Source organism: Streptomyces sp. NPDC060064, assembly GCF_042736455.1.
Lineage (GTDB): Bacteria > Actinomycetota > Actinomycetes > Streptomycetales > Streptomycetaceae > Streptomyces.
This window is the reverse complement of record NZ_JBHWWF010000012.1, coordinates 12518-29347: the sequence shown is the minus strand read 5'-3', so window position 1 is coordinate 29347 and position 16830 is coordinate 12518. Positions and strand designations below refer to the sequence as shown.

General features: G+C 71.3%; 11 protein-coding genes. 7 read left to right on the top strand and 4 right to left on the bottom strand.

The genetic code is table 11. The annotated features are described in order from the left end of the window. Together aspS and ACFWDI_RS16245 are read left to right on the top strand one after the other, a co-directional pair. Window positions 1-1773 (top strand): aspartate--tRNA ligase, encoded by a 1773-nt coding sequence (gene aspS / locus ACFWDI_RS16250; protein ID WP_385304487.1) that lies wholly within the window; start codon window positions 1-3, stop codon window positions 1771-1773. Window positions 1774-2193: 420 nt separating this feature from the next. Next, a complete protein-coding gene (locus tag ACFWDI_RS16245; RefSeq protein WP_385304486.1) occupies window positions 2194-2964 on the top strand; it encodes a L,D-transpeptidase family protein in 771 nt (256 codons plus the stop codon). Between the two features lie 137 nt (window positions 2965-3101). Here ACFWDI_RS16245 and metG read toward each other — a convergent pair whose 3' ends face one another. After that, window positions 3102-4745 carry a methionine--tRNA ligase gene (metG, locus tag ACFWDI_RS16240; RefSeq protein ID WP_385304484.1) on the bottom strand — a complete coding sequence of 548 codons (1644 nt, stop codon included), beginning with the start codon at window positions 4743-4745 and terminating at the stop codon, window positions 3102-3104. Between the two features lie 172 nt (window positions 4746-4917). On the opposite strand from metG, the gene ACFWDI_RS16235 reads away from it, so the two are divergent. Together ACFWDI_RS16235 and ACFWDI_RS16230 are read left to right on the top strand one after the other, a co-directional pair. Continuing rightward, window positions 4918-5571: a response regulator transcription factor gene (locus ACFWDI_RS16235; RefSeq protein WP_385304482.1), complete on the top strand. Its 654-nt coding sequence runs from the start codon at window positions 4918-4920 to the stop codon at window positions 5569-5571. Beyond that, window positions 5568-6755 carry a sensor histidine kinase gene (locus ACFWDI_RS16230; protein ID WP_385304480.1) on the top strand — a complete coding sequence of 396 codons (1188 nt, stop codon included), beginning with the start codon at window positions 5568-5570 and terminating at the stop codon, window positions 6753-6755. Before ACFWDI_RS16235 ends, ACFWDI_RS16230 begins: the two co-directional genes overlap by 4 nt. Here ACFWDI_RS16230 and ACFWDI_RS16225 read toward each other — a convergent pair. Continuing rightward, entirely contained in the window at window positions 6752-8599 is a 1848-nt protein-coding gene (locus tag ACFWDI_RS16225; protein ID WP_385304477.1) for a VWA domain-containing protein, read from the bottom strand. The two genes, ACFWDI_RS16230 and ACFWDI_RS16225, sit on opposite strands and share 4 nt — an antisense overlap. 317 nt (window positions 8600-8916) lie before the next feature. Here ACFWDI_RS16225 and ACFWDI_RS16220 point away from each other — a divergent pair, with 317 nt between their 5' ends. Then, a complete protein-coding gene (locus ACFWDI_RS16220) occupies window positions 8917-10992 on the top strand; it encodes a PhoX family protein (protein ID WP_385304474.1) in 2076 nt (691 codons plus the stop codon). Between the two features lie 120 nt (window positions 10993-11112). Here the strand turns inward: ACFWDI_RS16220 and ACFWDI_RS16215 are convergent, their stop codons facing one another. Continuing rightward, window positions 11113-12072 (bottom strand): hypothetical protein, encoded by a 960-nt coding sequence (locus ACFWDI_RS16215; RefSeq protein ID WP_385304471.1) that lies wholly within the window; start codon window positions 12070-12072, stop codon window positions 11113-11115. 20 nt (window positions 12073-12092) lie between these two features. Next, a complete protein-coding gene (locus ACFWDI_RS16210; RefSeq protein ID WP_385304468.1) occupies window positions 12093-13568 on the bottom strand; it encodes an APC family permease in 1476 nt (491 codons plus the stop codon). A 222-nt stretch (window positions 13569-13790) separates the two neighbouring features. Here ACFWDI_RS16210 and ACFWDI_RS16205 point away from each other — a divergent pair, with 222 nt between their 5' ends. Beyond that, window positions 13791-16397 carry an FtsX-like permease family protein gene (locus ACFWDI_RS16205; protein WP_385304465.1) on the top strand — a complete coding sequence of 869 codons (2607 nt, stop codon included), beginning with the start codon at window positions 13791-13793 and terminating at the stop codon, window positions 16395-16397. 9 nt (window positions 16398-16406) lie between these two features. Beyond that, window positions 16407-16802 (top strand): RNA-binding S4 domain-containing protein, encoded by a 396-nt coding sequence (locus ACFWDI_RS16200; RefSeq protein WP_385304463.1) that lies wholly within the window; start codon window positions 16407-16409, stop codon window positions 16800-16802. Window positions 16803-16830: the final 28 nt, after the last annotated feature.

Here is a 16830-nt window from a genome sequence, read left to right as displayed (position 1 = left end):
ATGCATCGGTACAGGTCCCACACCTGCGGCGAGCTCCGCGCCTCTGACGTCTCCGCCGACGTCCGGCTGAGCGGCTGGCTGCACAATCGCCGAGACCTGGGCGGCATCCTCTTCATCGATCTGCGCGACCACTACGGCATCACGCAGCTTGTCGCCCGGCCCGGCACCCCCGCCTACGAGGCCCTCGACAAGATCAACAAGGAGTCGGTCGTCCGCGTCGACGGCAAGGTCGTCTCGCGCGGCGCCGAGAACATCAACCCCGAGCTGCCCACCGGCGAGGTCGAGGTCGAGGTCTCCTCGGTCGAACTGCTCGGTGCGGCGCAGCAGCTGCCGTTCCAGATCAACACCGACGACGGGGTGGGCGAGGAGCGGCGGCTGGAGTACCGCTTCCTGGACCTGCGCCGCGAGCGCATGCACCGCAACATCATGCTGCGTACGGCCGTCATCTCCGCGATCCGGCACAAGATGACCGCCCTCGGCTTCAACGAGATGGCGACCCCGATCCTGACCGCGACCTCCCCCGAGGGCGCGCGTGACTTCGTGGTGCCGTCCCGGCTGAACCCCGGCAAGTTCTACGCGCTGCCGCAGGCCCCGCAGCAGTTCAAGCAGCTGCTGATGATCTCCGGCTTCGACCGCTACTTCCAGATCGCGCCCTGCTTCCGCGACGAGGACGCCCGCGCCGACCGTTCGCCGGGCGAGTTCTACCAGCTCGATGTCGAGATGAGCTTCGTCGAGCAGGAGGACGTCTTCCAGCCGATCGAGAAGCTGATGACCGAGCTCTTCGAGGAGTTCGGCGGCGGCCGCCACGTCACCTCGCCGTTCCCGCGGATCCCGTTCCGCGAGGCGATGGTGAAGTACGGCAGCGACAAGCCGGACCTGCGCGCCCAGCTGGAGCTCGTCGACATCTCGGACGTCTTCGAGGGCTCGGAGTTCAAGGCCTTCGCGGGCAAGCATGTGCGTGCGCTGCCGGTGCCGGACACGGCCGGCCAGTCGCGGAAGTTCTTCGACGGCCTCGGCGACTTCGCGGTCGAGCACGGCGCGAAGGGCCTGGCCTGGGTGCGCGTCGGCGAGGACGGTTCGCTGACCGGCCCGATCGCGAAGTTCCTCACCGAGGAGAACATCAAGGTCCTCACCGAGCGTCTCTCGCTCGCGCCGGGCCACGCGATCTTCTTCGGCGCGGGTGAGTTCGACGAGGTCTCCAAGATCATGGGCGCGGTTCGCGTCGAGGCCGCCAAGCGTGCCGGCCACTTCGAGGAGGGCGTGTTCCGGTTCTGCTGGATCGTCGACTTCCCGATGTACGAGAAGGACGAGGAGACCGGCAAGATCGACTTCTCGCACAACCCGTTCTCGATGCCGCAGGGCGGCCTCGAGGCCCTGGAGACCCAGGACCCGCTGGACATTCTGGGCTGGCAGTACGACATCGTCTGCAACGGCGTCGAGCTGTCCTCGGGCGCGATCCGTAACCACGAGCCCGAGATCATGTTCAAGGCCTTCGAGATCGCCGGCTACTCCAAGGAGACCGTCGAGCACGAGTTCTCCGGCATGCTCCGCGCCTTCCAGTTCGGCGCCCCGCCGCACGGCGGCATCGCCCCGGGCGTCGACCGCATCGTGATGCTGCTGGCCGACGAGCCGAACATCCGCGAGACGATCGCCTTCCCGCTCAACGGCAACGCGCAGGACCTGATGATGGGCGCGCCGACCGAGCTGGACGAGTCGCGTCTGCGCGAGCTGAACATCGCGCTCCGCAAGCCGGTCGCCAAGTCCGGCGAGTAGTCGACGGAGCGCGTCGTACGCGTCGTACGCGAGTAATGGGGTCCGGGACCGACAGGTTCCGGGCCCCATTCCTGTCTGACAGCGACTCACAGTCGCTTCCCGAGCCCCCGCCAGGTCCGGTCGTCGGCGTCCTGGCCCATGACGGAAACCCAGGGGCCCGCCGGGGAGACGGCACGAGCTGACACGCCCGACTGCAGGGCCATCCGCGGCACCAACGAGTACTCCGCGCTGCTCGAACGGCGTCCCGGTCCTGGACTCCGCGGTCTTTGCCGGCCGCTGTGTCTCCGGCGACGCCTCCCGCGCTCCGGCCGAAACACGACAGATGATCCTATATGTCCGTTTCAATGCCGCCGGGGCCGAGGTCGCTCCCACCCCGCCTCCGAAGCAGCACATCCAGCTCTCGAACTGAAAGGCCCGCACATGTCCCTCCGCACAGGACCGTTCCCGGCGGTCGCGTTTGCCGTCGCCGGTCTGCTGCTCACCGGCTGCGCGGGCGATCCCGGCGACACAGCGCCCGTGGCCGCGAAGAGATCCACGGGCGCCGCCGCCAAGTTGGGCCCCAACGCGCGCTCCGGCGCCCAGGCGCAGCTCTCCCGGGCGCAGGTCATCCCCGCCCTCGGACCGAAGATCCGCGCCGAGATCACCGCGGCGAACAAGCAGGCGGTCGTGGTGGTCGGCGACGACCCCGACTCCAACAAGTCCGTCGTCACGCTCTACGAGCGTGATCCTGTGCGGGGCTGGAAGCCCGTTTCAGAGCCGTGGCCGGCGCACAACGCACTCCTCGGCTGGACCGACGACCATCACACGGCCGACCATCGCTCGCCGATCGGGGTCTTCGGCCTCACGGACGCGGGCGGCATGCTGCCCAACCCGGGAACGAAGCTCCCGTACGACGAGGGGCCCGCCTTCGACGCGCCCGGCACCGGCTTCGAGGGGGAGCCGCTCGAGGGGTCCTTCGACTATGTCGTGGCCATCAACTACAACCGCGAGCCGGGAAACACCCCGCTGGACTGGACCCGGCCGCTCGGCTCGGAGAAGGGCGGCGGCATCTGGATCCACGTCGACCACGGCGGGCCCACGCAGGGCTGTGTCGCGCTGCCGAGGGCCCGGATGAAGGAGCTGCTGAAGTGGCTGGACCCGGCCAAGCGGCCGGTGGTGGTGATGGGTGACCTGACGGGGCTGGGCCGCTGAGGCGTGCGTGCACCGGGGGCTCCGCCGCCCCGAACCCCGGTTGCGGACGGGGCTGAAGTGCGGCCGGGCGGGCGACCGGGGGCAGAAACGGGAAAGGGCGGGCCCGGGGATGATCTCCCGGGCCCGCCCTTCACGCACTACGCCTTCTTCGGCTCCTCCAGACGCGGGAACAGCACCGCGCCCTTCGTCACCGTCGCGCCCGCCGGCAGCTTGCCCCACTCGCCCGCGTGCTGGACCTGCTGGTCCGCGAGGGCGCCCAGCGGGGCATCCGCGCCGAGCGAGTCCCACAGTCGCTGCGAGGTCTCCGGCATGACCGGGTTGAGCAGCACCGCGACCCCGCGCAGCGACTCGGCGGCCGTGTACAGGATCGTCGCGAGGCGGGCCTGGCCCTCCTCGGACCCCGCTGCGTCAGCAGCATCAGAAAATGCAGTCTTGGCGACCTTCCACGGCTCCTGCTCCGTGATGTAGCCGTTGACCTGCTTCACGAAGTCGAAGACAGCCAGGATGCCGCCCTGGAAGTCCAGCTCGTCGCCGATCTTCCGGTCGGCCTCGGCGACCGCCTTGGCCAGGCCCTCCTGGACCGCCTTCTCCGCCTCGCCGGCCGCCGTCGCCTCCGGCAGCACGCCGCCGAAGTACTTGCCGACCATGGCCGCGACGCGCGAGGCGAGGTTGCCGTAGTCGTTGGCGAGCTCCGAGGTGTAGCGGGCGGTGAAGTCTTCCCAGGAGAACGAGCCGTCCTGGCCGAACGCGATCGCGCGCAGGAAGTACCAGCGGTACGCGTCCACGCCGAAGTGCGAGGTGAGATCCTGCGGCTTGATGCCCGTGAGGTTCGACTTCGACATCTTCTCGCCGCCGACCATCAGCCAGCCGTTCGCGGCGACGCGACCCGGCACCGGCAGGCCGTTCGCCATCAGCATCGCCGGCCAGATGATCGCGTGGAAGCGCAGGATGTCCTTGCCGACCAGGTGCACATCGGCGGGGAAGGTCGCTTCGAACTTCGCCGGGTTCTCGTTGTAGCCGACGGCCGTGGCGTAGTTCAGCAGCGCGTCGATCCACACGTAGATCACGTGCTTCTCGTCCCACGGCACCGGGACGCCCCAGTCGAACGTCGAGCGCGAGATGGAGAGGTCCTGCAGGCCCTGCTTGACGAAGTTCACGACCTCGTTGCGCGCGGACTCGGGCTGGATGAAGCCGGGGTTGGCCTCGTAGAACTCCAGCAGCTTCGGTCCGTACTCGCTGAGCTTGAAGAAGTAGTTCTCCTCCTTGAGGATCTCCACCGGCTTCTTGTGGATCGGGCAGAGCTTCTGCCCGGCGAAGTCGCCCTCGCCGTCGATCAGGTCACCGGGGAGCTTGTACTCCTCGCAGCCCACGCAGTACGGGCCTTCGTACCCGCCCTTGTAGATCTCGCCCTTGTCGTACAGATCCTGCACGAACTCCTGCACACGGTCCGTGTGCCGCTTCTCCGTCGTACGGATGAAGTCGTCGTTCGCGATGTTCAGGTGCTCCCAGAGGGGCTTCCAGGCCTCCTCCACGAGCTTGTCGCACCACTCCTGGGGCGTGACGTTGTTCGCCTCGGCAGTACGCATGATCTTCTGACCGTGCTCGTCCGTGCCGGTGAGGTACCACACCTTCTCGCCACGCTGGCGGTGCCAGCGTGTGAGCACGTCGCCTGCGACGGTCGTGTAGGCGTGGCCCAGGTGAGGAGCGTCGTTGACGTAGTAAATGGGGGTCGAGACGTAGTACGCCTTCGCCCCCTGCTTCTCGGATCCAGTGGCCGCCATGGTCGAAATCCTATCGGCCCGCGGAAGGTCCACTCACCTCGATAAGCGGGCGGGCCCGTGGGCGGAGACGTCTGCGAAACATCTCGTCCCGTAAAAAGGCGCATCCTGAGAGGAGAGGCGGGCGCAGCGGGTGCAGGGGGAAGAGCAAGGGGACGGGCGGGGGGACGGCAATATGCGGGTACTGGTCGCCGAGGACGAGGAGGTCCTGGCCGAGCTGGTCTCCACCGGGCTGCGGCGGGCCGGATTCGCCGTCGACACCGTGTACAGCGGTGACGCGGCGCTCGCGTATCTCGGACTGCACGACTACGACGTCGTGGTCCTGGACCGCGATCTGCCGCGGGTGCACGGGGACGAGGTGGCGCGCGAACTGGTCGCCACCGCCTCCCGCACCCGGATCCTGATGCTGACCGCGTCCGCGTCCATGGAGGACCGGGTGGAGGGTCTGGACCTCGGCGCGGACGACTATCTGGGCAAGCCCTTCGAGTTTCCCGAACTTCTCTCGCGGGTGCGCGCGCTGCGGCGGCGCAGCGCGCGGCCGGTGCCGCCGCTGCTGGAGCGGCACGGGGTACGGGTGGACACCGTGCGCAGGACGGCCGAGCGGGACGGGCGGGATCTCGATCTGTCGCCGAAGGAGTTCTCCGTACTGCAGATCCTGCTGGAGGCGGACGGGGCGACGGTCTCGGCGGAAGAGCTGCTGGAGCGCGCCTGGGACGCCCACACGGATCCGTTCACGGGCGCGGTCCGGGTCTGTATGAGCAAGCTGCGGGCCAAGCTCGGGGAGCCGGCCCTGATCCGTACGGTGCAGGGTGTGGGGTACGGGCTGTGAGCGACGCACGCGAGGCGGCCGGGGACGTCAGCTCTGGGGGAGAACGGAACAGCGCGGCGATCGGTCCCGGCTCGACGATCCGTACGCGGATCGCGCTCGTCTACGGCGCCGTCTTCCTGGTCCTCGGCGGCTGTCTGCTGGGGATCGTGAATCTGCTCTCCCGCGCCGGTACGGAGAACGAGGTCGCGGCGATCAGGCAGCGCGCCGTTCCCGCGCTGCCGGTGACGGACGTGCGCGGGGCGACCGTCTACCAGCTGACCGACAGCGTTCGGGACGCGGCGGGGCAGCAGATGCTGATCTGGTCGGTGTTCGCGCTGCTGGGGACGGCGCTGTGCGCGGTCGTGGTGGGGTGGTGGACGGCGGGGCGGGTGCTGCGGCCCGTGCACGCGATGACGGCGAAGGCGCGGCGGCTGTCGGAGCGGACGCTGCACGAGCGGATCGGGGCGAGTGGTCCCGACGACGAGCTGAAGGAGCTCGGCGACACGCTGGACGCGCTGCTGGCGCGGCTGGAGAAGGCGTTCGACAGCCAGCGGAGGTTCATCGCGAACGCCTCGCACGAGCTGCGGACGCCGCTGGCGACGCAGCGCACGGCGATCCAGGTGGGCCTCGACGAGTCCGCCTCGGCGCAGGAGCTGGCCCGCACGAAGACGGTGTTGCTCGACAACAACCGGCGCAGTGAGCGGCTCATCGAGGGGCTGCTCATGCTGGCGCGGAGCGAGCGGGGGCTGGCGGAGCGGGAGGACGTCGACCTGGGGGAGGTCGTGGCGGAGGAGGCGGCGCGGCACGAGGTGAAGGCGGCGGTGTCCTCGGGCGGAGCGGGCGGGGCGGCCGGGGCGGCCGGAGCGGGCGGGGTCGTACGGGGGAACCGGATGCTGCTGGCGCAGCTGGCGGGCAACCTGCTGGCCAACGCCGTCGCGTACAACGTGCCGTCCGGGACGGTCGATGTGTCCGTCGAGGACGGGGTACTGACGGTGCGGAACACCGGTCCCGTCATCGCGGAGGCGGACGTCCCGGCGCTCTTCGAGCCCTTCCGGCGGGGCGAGGGCCGCGACCGGATGGGGCCGGGGGCGGGGCTGGGGCTGTCGATCGTACGGTCGATAGCGGAGGCCCACGGCGGCACGGTGACGGCCGAGCCGGGCCCTGAGGGCGGCCTGGCCGTCACCGTGACGCTGCCGACGCGCTAGTCGCGCCAGGTGGCGAGGAGCCCCTGGTAGAGGTCGGCGTCGGGGAGCTCGCGGGGTGCGGGCCCGGCGTGGAAGAACGAGGCGTTCTCGGACTGGAGCTTGCGGAGGTAGTCGAAGGCCTTCGCGTCGTGCTCGCCGAACGCGACGAACTGCCAGAAGACCGGCTTGTCGGCGGCCTCGGCGAGGGCGGCGGTGGCGGCCGTCTTGGACTCGGGCGCGCCATCGGTCTGGAAGATCACGAACGCGGGTGCGTCGGTGTCCGCCTTGGCGTGCAGGGCGAGGACCTCTTCCACGGCGAGGTGGTAGTTCGTACGCCCCATCCGGCCGAGAGAGCCGTGGAGCTCGTCGACCCTTCCTTCGTACGCGTCGAGCGTGAGCTCACCGGTGCCGTCGATCTCGGTCGAGAAGAAGACGACGCTGACGGTGGCGTCGCCGTTCAGGTGCGCGGCGAGCGCGAGAGCCTGCTCCCCGAGCCGCTGTGCGCTGCCGTCCTTGTAGTACGGCCGCATGGACCCGGACCGGTCCAGCACGAGATACACCCGCGCCCGGGCCCCGGCGAGTCCCTGCTTCTTGAGCACGGCACCGGCGGCCTTGTACGCCTCGACGAGTTCGGGGGCGCGGGCCTTGACCTGGGCGAGGGAGCGGGCGGGTGCGGATGCCTTCGGGGAGTTGCTGGAGTCGGGCACGGTGTCCGCCTGCGCCGCGGCGTCGGCGGTCGCGGCGACGGGCTCCGGGGCGACGGCGGCCTTGTCGTCCGCCGGGGCCTTGGCGGGCTCCGCCGCCGCGGGCTCGGTCGGAGTCTTGGCGCCGGCCTTGGACTTGACGGCGGTCGCCGCCTTCGGCGCGCCGGAGGGCACTTCCGCCTTCGGTGCAAGCGCGGTCGCGGCGGCGGGCTCCGCCGTGGCGGGAGCCTTGTCGTTCGCCGGGGCCTTGGCGGGCTCCGTCGCTTCGGGCTCGGCCGGAGCCTCTGCCTGTGCGACGGGCTCGGTCGCCGTTGCCGGCTCGGCCGGAGTCTTGGTGCCGGCCTTGGGCTCGACGGCAGCCGCCGCCTTCGGCGCAGGCGCGGTCGCGGCGGCGGCCTTGTCGTCTGCCGGAGCCTTGGCGTCGTCCGCCTCGGGCTCGGCCGGCGCGGCTGCCTCCGGCGCCGTTTCGGCTTCCGGCCCTGCGGAAGCCGAGGTGTCCTCGGCGGCTGCGGGCTCGTTGTCGGCCTCGGGAGCAGCTGCCGCCACGGGCCCGGCGGGAGCCGGGATCTCCGCGGCTGCGCTCTTCGCCGGGGCTCCAGCAGGGGCCTCGATCTCCCGCTCCGCCGGAGCGGTCTCCGCCTCTGCGGATGCGGGAGCCGCGGCCTCCACGGCCCGGGCCTTGGCGTCGTCCGCCTCGGGCTCGGTCGGCGCGGCTGCCTCCGGCGCCGTCTCGGCTTCCGGCTCTGCGGGAGCCGCGGCCTCCGCGCCTGCGGCCTCGGCCTGCGGCTCGCTGACGGGCTCCGTCGCCGCGACAGGCTCGGCGGCCGACTCCGCCGCGGTGGTCGCCGATTCCGACTCCGCCGGAGCGCCCTCCGCCTCGGCAGACGCGGGCTCAGCCGCGGGCTCCGGCTCGGCAGCCGCCGGTACCGGCGGCTGTTCCGGAGCGGACTGGGCCGGGACCGGCGCACGGCCCCGCGAGGACTGGTTGTCGAAGGCCGCCGAGACCAGGTCCGCCGCGCGCTCCGCCGGCGACGGGGCCGGCACCGTCGCGGTGGCCGGTTCCGTACGCTCGGTCTGGGGCGGGACGGAGGCTGTCGTCGACTCGTTACGCTCCGAACGGTCGCGTCCAAACACCTTGCGCAGCAAGCTCCGAATGCCCATGGGCGAGGCCTTTCGCATGAGTTGAGTGCGGTGATTGTCCGCGCTTGGGCCGGGGGTCCACGGGGTGTCCTGGCCAGGGCGGACACGTAAGGTTAGCCGCCGCCCGCGGCGATCTACGGCAGGGGCGGCTCAGCGCTCCGAGTCCACCGCCAACGCCGCCCGCCCGGCCCCGCCCGACCGCCCAACCGCGCCTCGGCCGCGTCGGATTCATCCCCCGTTCACCCCACGGCTGCCGCACTGCACGCATGTGCACCTAACGTCACGGCCGGACATATTCCGACACCATGTCGGCGCAGGGTGCGCCGTAGGAGGACGAAGTGCGCAAACTGCTGCCGCTGTTGAACACCAACCCCCACGCGGGCGGGCGTTCCGCTCTCACCTGCCGCTACCGCTGCGGCGACGCCTGTTTCCACGAGGTGCCGAACACCAGCGACAACGAGTATGTCGGCGATGTCATAGCGAGCGCGCTCTCGAGACGTTCGATGATGCGCGCCGCCGCCGTCGTGACCGTCGCCGCTGCCGCCGGCACCGCGACCGTCATCGGGACGGGTGGCGGGGCCCAGGCCACCGCCGCGCCCCTCGGGGCCGACGACCGCCTCGGGAACGGACACGGCTCCAGGACCGACGGCGCCCGCGGTCTCCGCTTCGCCGCTGTTGCGCCCAACAAGGACGACCAGGTCACCGTCCCCGACGGCTACTCCCAGAACGTCGTCATCCGCTGGGGCGAGCCGATCCTCCGCGGCGCCCCCGCCTTCGACGCCGACAAGCAGACCGCCAAGGCGCAGGCGGGCCAGTTCGGCTACAACAACGACTTCCTGAGCCTGCTCCCCCTCCGCGGCGAGCGCGGTCGCCAGGTCCTCGTCGCCAACCACGAGTACACCGACGAGATCCTGATGTTCCGGGGCTACGACCCGCAGAACCCGACCCGCGAGCAGGTCGAGATCGCCTGGGCCGCGCACGGCCTGTCCGTCGTCGTGGTCCAGGAGGAGCACCGCAGCGGCAAGCTCACCCCGGTCACCCGCCACCCGCTCAACCGCCGCCTCACCGCGACCAGCGAGTTCAAGGTCACCGGCCCGGCCGCCGGCAGCCCCCTGCTGCGTACGAGCGCCGACCGGACCGGCACCAAGGTGTTCGGCACGCTCAACAACTGCGCCGGCGGCACCACGCCGTGGGGCACCACGCTGCACGGCGAGGAGAACTTCAACCAGTACTTCGCCAACGGGTCGAGCGCCACGGACAAGCGGTACGGCATCGCAGCCGGCGCCACCGAGCGCAAGTGGGAGCGTTTCGACAGGCGCTTCGACGTGGCGCAGGAGCCCAACGAGCCGCACCGCTTCGGCTGGGTCGTCGAGCTCGATCCGTACGACCCCGACTTCACGCCCCGCAAGCGCACCGCGCTGGGCCGCTTCAAGCACGAGGCCGCGCAGCCGCGGCTGACCGACGACGGCCGCCCCGTCGTCTACATGGGTGACGACGAGCGCTTCGACTACTTCTACAAGTTCGTGTCGTCGAAGCGGATGAAGAAGGGTTCGAGTCGGGCCGCGCGCGAGCACAACCTCACCCTGCTCGACGAGGGCACGCTCTATGTGGCCAAGCTGACCGGCGACAGCCCGGCCGCGGAGATCGACGGCACCGGCAAGCTGCCGAACGATGGCGAGTTCGACGGCAACGGTCAGTGGATTCCGCTGGCCACCGGCGACACGTCCCATGTTCCCGGGATGACCGCCGAGGAGGTGTACGTCTTCACCCGCCTCGCCGGCGACAAGGTGGGCGCCACCAAGATGGACCGCCCCGAGGACGTCGAGCCGTCCCCGCGCACCGGCCGTGTCTACATCGCGCTGACCAACAACGTCGACCGCGGCAAGCCCGGCAAGGCCGCCGCTGACGAGGCCAACCCGCGCAACCTCAACAAGCACGGTCAGATCCTGGAGCTCGCCGAGCACTGGGACGACCCGGCCGGCGACAGTTTCTCCTGGCGGCTCTTCCTGGTCGCGGGCGACCCGAACGACCCCGCCACCTACTTCTCGGGCTTCCCGAAGGAGAAGGTCAGCCCCATCTCCTGCCCGGACAATGTCGCGTTCGACCCGCACGGCAATCTGTGGATCTCCACGGACGGCAACCAACTGGGCTCCCACGACGGCCTGTTCGCCGTCGCGACCCGGGGCGAGCGGCGCGGTGAGCTCAAGCAGTTCCTGACCGTGCCGACCGGCGCCGAGACCTGTGGACCGCTCGTCCAGGACCGTCGTGTCCTGGTCGCGGTCCAGCACCCGGGCGAGGTCGACGGTGCGTCGGTCGAGAAGCCCGCGAGCGTATGGCCCGACGGACCGGGAAAGATCGTCCGTCCGTCGGTCGTCGCCGTCTGGCGCAAGGACGGCCGGGACATCGGCGTCTGACCGGCCCGGAACGTGATCACGAGGTGGTGCGCACCTGTGCGCGCCACCTCGTGCTGCCTTACCCCTCGGCTTCACCCCCGGCTGTCACCCCCCGCCCGGCTTCCACCCCACGGGCGGCCGTCAGTGCACGCCCGCCCCGCGCCGGAACCGGGTGAACTGCTCCTCCGCGTCTCCCGTGTACGACCACGGCACCCGCGCCGCCCGCCTCCCGAGTAGTTCGAACAGCTGCTGGGCCTCGTCGTTCAGCCCCGCATAACAGGCCGCGTGCGTCAGGTAGTTCAGCTCACCGATCTCCTCCGCCGCCGCCGGGCCCGGTGCCCGCCCGACGATCCAGCGGTCCCAGGTGCGCCGTACCTCCGTCACCGCCAGCTCGTGGTGCCAGTGCCGCCCGAAGTCCCGCACCGGCGCCCGGCCGCGCGCGCCCTCGGCGACATAGCGGTACTCCTCCACCCGCGCGATCTGCACCAGTACCGGCAGCGGCGACCCGGGAGGCGCCGCGCCCGCCGCGTCCCTGGCGAAGTCGTACATCGTGCCGTGCGTGCCGTGCCAGCGTGCCGAGTAGTAGCGCAGCAGCTGCACATGGCCCTCGATGTTGTACGGGTCGCGGCGGCGCAACTCGTCCCACCAGCCCCGCAGTTCGCGCCGCTGAATGCCCTCCTCGTACAGCCGCGCCACCGTCAGCAGCGACACCCACGGCATCGGGTCGGCCGGGCGGGCGTCGGCCGCGCCCAGGCAGGCCATCACCGCCACATCGAGCCGTGCGTGGTCGAGACCGGCACCGCGGCCCTGCTCGATCGCGTGGTGAAAGACCCGTACGACCTCCGTCGCCGCCCGCAGCACCGCCACGTCCGGGTCGCCGGGCTCCGCCGCCCGCCAGTTCTCCACGGCCGATGAGTCGGCCGCCGCGTGTGCGAGCAGCCGCAGCCGGTGCGTACGCAGCGGCCAGTCGTCGCCGGTGGCGCGCAGCAGGTCACGTACGCCCTGCCAGCGGCCGATGACCATGTCGTGCAGGGCCTCGGTGAGGGGGCGGTCCCCGAACGCGGGGTCGAAATCGGGGACGAAGCGGCGGCGTGCGGCCATCTGCGGCACTTCCCTACTGCTCAGAAGTCCGTGGCCAGCGACTTGTCGGCGTGGTCGGGGTGCCGGGAGGCGGAGTTGGCGTAACTCTCCTGTGTCTCCATCGCCAGCGCCGCGTCCAGCCGGGCGGGACGGTAGTACGCACTGCCCTGCCGCCAGTACACGATCATCGGCACCAGACCGACGGCGAGACCACCGAGGCCGATCCCTGTCGACGCCGCGCTCAGCTCGCCCAGCGACTCGAAGAAGATCCAGAGCATGAAGAGCGCGCCGAGCAGCGGCCAGGCGCCGCCGAGGACGAAGTCCCGTACCGACGTCAGCAGTGTTCTGCGGTACGCGACGACGGCCGCGATTCCCGCAAGACCGTAGTAGAACGCGATTTGCAGGCCGATCGCGGCGACGGCAGCGGCCAGTACATCGCCGACCGAGCCGAGCGCGGTGGAGGCCACGAACATCGCGAGCGCCACCGCTCCGACGACGGCGATCGCCACCCACGGGGTGTTCCACCGGTGGTGCACCGTGCCGAGCGCGGCCGGCATGGAACGGTCCCTGCCCATCGCGAACAGCGAGCGCGTGACCTGGATCAGAGTGGTCTCGAGCGTGGCGACTGTGGACAACAGCACCGCCACGACCAGCAGTTTCCCGCCGATGCCCGGCCAGATCGCGTCGCCGAGCGCGCCCAGCACATTGGAGCCGCCGGCCCGGATGTCCTCGGCGGTCAGGGTCACGTTCACCGCGACCGTGTACGCCTCGAAGAGGAGGAAGACGACGCCGACTCCGACAAGCGCCGCGAGACCGGCCGTACGGCGGCTGTTGCGGGTCTCCTCGCTGAGGTTGCTGGTGACGTCCCAGCCCCAGTAGTAGAAGGTCGCGATCAGCGCGCCCGACGCGAAGCCGGAGGCTCCGTCGAAGTGTGAGAAGCCGAGCCAGGACCAGTCGAAGGCGGCCGCGGTCCCGTTGTGCAGCAGCGCGGCGAGGATGAAGAACAGCAGGATCGCCAGTTCGACGCCGGACATCAGCAGCTGCGCGCGTACGGTCAGCCGCGCGCCGCCCAGGACGACCAGCAGCATCGCCAGGAACCAGGCCGCGCCGACGGCTGTCGCGAGGACTGTGTTCTCGGCGAGGGACGGATCGAAGAGCGCGATCGTCATCGCGCCGGCCGGCAGCGAACCGGCCACCATGAATATCGTCGCGGAGACGACCAGCGCCCAGCCGGACAGAAACCCGAGGAAGGGGTGGAGGGTGCGGCCCACCCAGGAGTAGCTGGCGCCGGCGTTGATGTCGATCCGGCCGAGCCTGCGGAAGGCCAGGACGATGCCGAGCATCGGTATGGCGCAGTACAGCAGCGCGGCCGGTCCGGCGAGACCGACGGAGGCGACGAGTACGGCGGTGGTGGCGGCGATCGAGTAGGCGGGAGCGCTGCCCGCGACGGCCATCACGATGGTGTCGAACGTGTTGAGGACGTTGGGCTGAAGCCCTCTGCCGGAGCTGCTGCGCATGGAATTCTCCGAATACCCATGGGGGGAATGCCCTTGTGCCGCACGACATATGTCGGCAGGTAAGAAACGAACGCCCGCTCCGGAGTGAAGGCCTCCGGAATGGGAGAACGTGCGCATCGTAGTCGGATGTGCGCGGTGCGGTGAGGGGGTGGGGCTGCCCCCACCACAAGAGGCTGGGTGACGTCATGGGCCGGTGCTCTCGCGCTCCGTAGCGTCAAAGCCATGGACATGCTGAGGCTCGCGCTCCGCACGCTGCGGTTCCGGAAAGGTGGCTTCCTCGCCACCTTCGTCGCGCTCTTCTTCGGAACGGCGATCGTGCTGGCCTGCGGAGGACTGCTGGAGACCGGCATCCGCAACAACGTCCCGCCGGAGCGGCTGGCCGGTGCCTCGCTGGTCGTGGTCGGCGACCGGTCGTACGAACTGCACCCCGGCGACCCGGAGAAGAAGAGCGAGCGGGTCGTCCTGGCGGAGAGGGTGCCGCTGGACGCCGCGCTGGCCGGGAAGGTGCGGGGTGTCGCGGGTGTGGAGCGGGTGGTCGGGGATGTGACGTTCGCGGCGACGGTGCTGGACGGTGCCGCGGGGCCGCCGGCGCAGGGACGCGGCCGGGCGCAGGGGCATGGCTGGGGGTCGGCGGGGCTGGCTCCGTACGCGCTGGAGCGGGGGAGCGCGCCGGTGGGGGCGAGGCAGGTCGTGCTGGACGCGGCGACAGCGGCGAAGTCCGGCGCGGGCGTGGGGGATTCGGTCCGGATCGCGGCGCGGGGGGAGACGGCGTCGTACCAGGTCAGCGGGGTCGCGCGGGCGCGGGGGGCGGCGGGGCAGCGGGCGGTGTTCTTCTCGGACGGGGAGGCGGTGCGGCTGGCGGGAGCGGATGTCGGCTCGGCGGCCGGAGCGCCTACGTCGGAGGGCGGGGGCGCCCGGCACTTCGACGCGCTCGCGGTCGTCGCGCGGCCGGATGCGGCGCTGCCCCAGGTCAAGGCTGACGTGAGCCGGGTGCTGGCCGGGTCCCCGGTCACGGTCCTCTCCGGTGACGACCGCGGCTTCGCCGAGTACCCCACCGCCATGGAGCGGCGCGACGACCTGATCTCGCTCTCCGCCGTGTTCGGCGGGATGGCCGTCATGGTCGCCCTCTTCGTCACCGCGGGCACCATGGCACTCTCCGCCGCCCAACGGCGCCGCGAACTCGCCCTGATGCGGGCCATCGGCGCGACCCCGCGCCAGCTGCGGCGGATGCTCGTCGCCGAGACCCTGGTCATCGCGGTCGCCGCCGCGCTGCTCGCCTGGCTGCCCGGGCAGTGGCTGGGCGAGGCACTGTTCGAGCGGCTCGCGGCGAGCGGGGTCACGGCGGAGGCGGTGGAGTTCAGCCAGGGCTGGATCCCACTCGCCGCTGCGGGCGGCGCGGTCCTGGTGACCGCGGTCGGCGCGGGCCTGATCGGGGCCCGGCGCGCGGTGCGGACCCGGCCGACCGAGGCGCTGGCCGACGCCGCACTGCAGCAGCGCTGGGTCTCCACGATCCGGCTGCTGTTCGCGGTCCTCTTCCTCGGCGGCGCGACCGCTCTCGCCATCGTCACCTGGACGGTGATGGAGGGCCCCGCCGCGGCGAGCACCGCGGGCCCCACGGTCATCTGCGCGGCCATCGGCCTGGCCCTGATCGCGCCCGCCCTGACCAAGGTGTGCGCCGTGCTGCTGCACTGGCCGGTGAGCGCGCTGACCGGCACCTCGGGTCGGCTGGCGATGCTCAACTCCCGGGCCCGTACGGTCCAGGTCGCCGCGTCCGTCACCCCGGTGATGCTCGCGGTCGGCGTCGCCACGGCCAATCTGTACGTCCAGACCACCTCGGCCGACCTCGTGGAACGGGCCTTCAACGAGAATCTGCGCGCGGACGCGGTGCTGACCTCCGCGTCAGGGACGCTCGCGCCCTCGCTGGTGGACCAGGTCCGGGCGCTGCCCGGGATCGCCGCGGCGAGCGCGTACGTCACCAGTACCGGGTTCATCGAGCGGGGCGACGGAAGGGGCGCGGAGACCGGCGAGGACGGACTGCCGCTGCAGGGCGTGAGTGCGGCGGGCGCGGCCGGGACGAGCGCGGCGACGGTGACCGCGGGCAGCCTCGGCGCACTGCGCGGCGACGCGGTCGCGCTGCCCGAGGGCGCGGGCCACAAGGTGGGCGAGACGCTGACGCTGCGGCTCGGCGACAACAACACGGCGCGGGTGCGGGTCGTCGCCACGTACCGGCCGAAGGCGGGCTCCGAGGCGGCGCTGCTGCCGGCCGAGCTGCTGGCTCCGCACACGACGGGCGGCCTGCCGCAGCAGATCCTCGTACGGGCGGAGCCGGGCGCGGACGTGACCGGCATTCTCGGTCAACTGGCGGCCCGCACGCCTGGGTTGACGGTCGCGGACCGCGATGCGCTGATCGCCGCGCACGCGGAGGACACCAGGACCCAGGCGTGGATCAACTATCTGATGGTCGGCATGATCGTCGCGTACACCGCGATCTCGGTGGTGAACAGCCTGGCGACCGCGACGGGCGGCCGACGCCGGGAGTTCGGCCTCCAGCGGCTGACGGGGGCGACGCGGGCGCAGGTCATGCGGATGCTGACGGTCGAGGGCGTGGTGGTCGCGGTGATCGGGGTGGTGCTGGGCACGGTGGCCGCGGCAACGACTCTCGTGCCCTTCGCGCACGCGGCAGCGGACAGCTGGCTGCCGTCCGGACCGCTGTGGATCTACGGCACGGTGGCGGGCACGGCGCTGACGCTGGCGCTTTCGGCGACGCTGGTCCCGGCGTGGCGGGCGCTGAAGGTATTGCCGGTGCGGGCGGCGCGGGCGGAATCGTAGAGTCGGTACATGGCTGCAGAGGTTTCGGACGAGGGCACCGTACGGGTCGACGCGTGGATCTGGTCGGTCCGGCTCACGAAGACCCGCTCCCAGGCGGCGTCGGCGTGCCGGGCCGGCCATGTCCGCGTGAACGGTGAACGGGTGAAGCCGGCGCACCTGCTGCGCTCCGGTGACCAGGTGCGGCTGTTCCACGCGGGCCGGGAGCGGCTGGTGGTCGTCTCGAAGATCATCCGCAAGCGGGTGGGCCCACCGGTGGCGGCCCAGTGCTACGTGGACAACAGCCCGCCGCCACCGCCGAGGGAGTTCGTGGCGCCGGTGGCGGTACGGGAGAGGGGCGCGGGCCGCCCGACAAAGCGAGACCGCCGCGAAATGGAACGCCTCCAGGGCGGGCTCCCGAAGCCGTAGGGGGCGCGGGGCGCGTGTGCTTCTTGCT